Genomic DNA, 1,861 nt, shown 5'->3' with positions numbered 1-1,861 from the left:
GGCGAGCTTTCCCGGAGTCCATGGAGTGCCCCTGTCGTCGCAATGGCCGGGCTGCCCCACCCATTTACCCAGAAGCCGCACCTTCTTCGACCCGCTGAAACCGGACACCGCGGCCGGACCCGGGGCCGACCCCGGTCCGGCCGAGGTCCGGCCGAGGTCCGGCCGAGGTCCGGCCGCGGTGTCCGTGTCATCTGGTGAGTTCCGCGGGGTGGTCGAGGCGGGTGAGCTTGTGCGGGTTGCGTACGACGTAGATGCGGCTGATCTTGCCGTCGGCCAGCTCCAGGCTCACCGCCCCCGGTTCGCCGCCGAACGCGAGCCGGGCCGCGGGGGCACCGTTCAGCCAGACGACGGCGGACTCCAGCGCCGCCCGGTTCACGGTCGCCAGCACCTCGGCCACCTGGCGGGCGCCGCGGATCGGGGAGAGCGCGGTGGTCACGATCCCGCCGCCGTCGGCGACCATGACCACGTCCGGGGCCATGACCTCCAGCAGCTCCCCCAACTCCCCCGTGTGCAGCGCGGCGAGGAACCGTGCCACCACGGCCTGCTGCTCGGACCGGCTGACGCGCACCCGCGGGCGGCGGGCCGCCACGTGGCCGCGGGCCCGCCGGGCGATCTGCCGCACGGTCGCCGCCGGCTTGCCGACGGCTCCGGCGATCTCGCCGTACGGCACGTCGAAGACCTCGCGGAGCACGAACACCGCGCGCTCCGTGGGCCCGAGCGTCTCCAGCACGGTGAGCATCGCCATCGACACGCTCTCGGCGAGCACGACGTCCTCGGCGACGTCGTGCGTCGTGAGCAGCGGCTCCGGCAGCCACTCGCCGACGTAGTCCTCGCGCCGGCGCGACAGCGTCCGCAGGCGGTTGAGCGCCTGCCGGGTGACGGTCCGCACGAGGTACGCCCGCGCGTCCCGCACCCGCGACCGGTCGGCGCCGGCCCACCGCAGCCAGGACTCCTGGAGGACGTCCTCCGCGTCCGCCGCCGAGCCGAGGATCTCGTAGGCGACGGTGAAGAGCAGGCCGCGGTGGGTGACGAACGGGTCGTCGGGCGCCGTCGTCATGCCCGGCCGGCGGCTTCCGGACGACCGGCCAGCGGGACTTCGCACGACTCCGAGAAGCCCTGCGAGGTGATCCCGTGCGCCGTGTTCGCCCGTGTCGACATGTTGGCGTACGCGACGAACACGGTCAGCTCCACGAGACCGGCGCGGCCCAGCTGCGCCAGCAGGCTCGCCGACTGCTCGTCGGTGACGGTCGTCGGCGTGACCGACATCGCCTCCGCGTACGCCATCACCTCCCGCTCCAGCGGCGAGAACACCTCCGAGTCCCGCCACCGCGGCACCTGGCTGGCCTTCGCCAGGTCCAGGTCCTCGTGCTGCGCCTGGAAGTAGCCGACGTCCAGGCACCAGCTGCACCCGACGAGCGCGGCGACAGCCATGTGCGCGAACGACTTCAGGCTCGCGTCGACGACCCGCCACGAGGTCACCTTCGCCGAGAACTCCAGGTTGGCGGCGGCCAGCCCGGGATGGTTGAACAGGACCTCCACCGGCTCGGGCACACCGCTGAACTGCGCCGCCATGACTTCCTCCAGCTCGCGGGGAAGCTTCGCCTTGGGAACACGCACCGTCACGATCTCTCCTTGGTCAGACGATCTGGTGCTCATCCAGACACCGCCCGACGACCACGCGTGACACCCGGGGACGGACGGGTTCAGCCCCGCTCGGCGACGCCCGTACCACCGTGGACCGCGGTCCTCGTCCCGACGGACCCGCCGCACGCCGTCTCACCTGTACGTGCCCTTTCGCCCGTCTCAGGAGCCGGGTTCGGTTTCCAGGGCGGCGAGTTCGGCCGCGGCTCTGTCGGCCGCC

Annotated in this window: 2 protein-coding genes; both read right to left on the bottom strand. The window is 72.6% G+C overall.

Features of this window, described 5'->3' with window-relative positions:
- Window positions 1-187 precede the first annotated feature (187 nt).
- On the bottom strand, window positions 188-1,057 hold the full coding sequence (locus tag H5J30_RS30555) for an RNA polymerase sigma-70 factor (RefSeq protein WP_181790695.1): 870 nt from the start codon (window positions 1,055-1,057) through the stop codon (window positions 188-190).
- Entirely contained in the window at window positions 1,054-1,623 is a 570-nt protein-coding gene (locus tag H5J30_RS30550) for a carboxymuconolactone decarboxylase family protein (RefSeq protein ID WP_181790693.1), read from the bottom strand. Before H5J30_RS30550 ends, H5J30_RS30555 begins: the two co-directional genes overlap by 4 nt.
- Window positions 1,624-1,861: the final 238 nt, after the last annotated feature.

This window comes from Streptomyces phytophilus (genome assembly GCF_013870535.1).
GTDB classification, from domain to species: Bacteria; Actinomycetota; Actinomycetes; order Streptomycetales; family Streptomycetaceae; genus Streptomyces; species Streptomyces phytophilus.
This window is presented reverse-complemented; position numbering and strand designations above follow the sequence as displayed.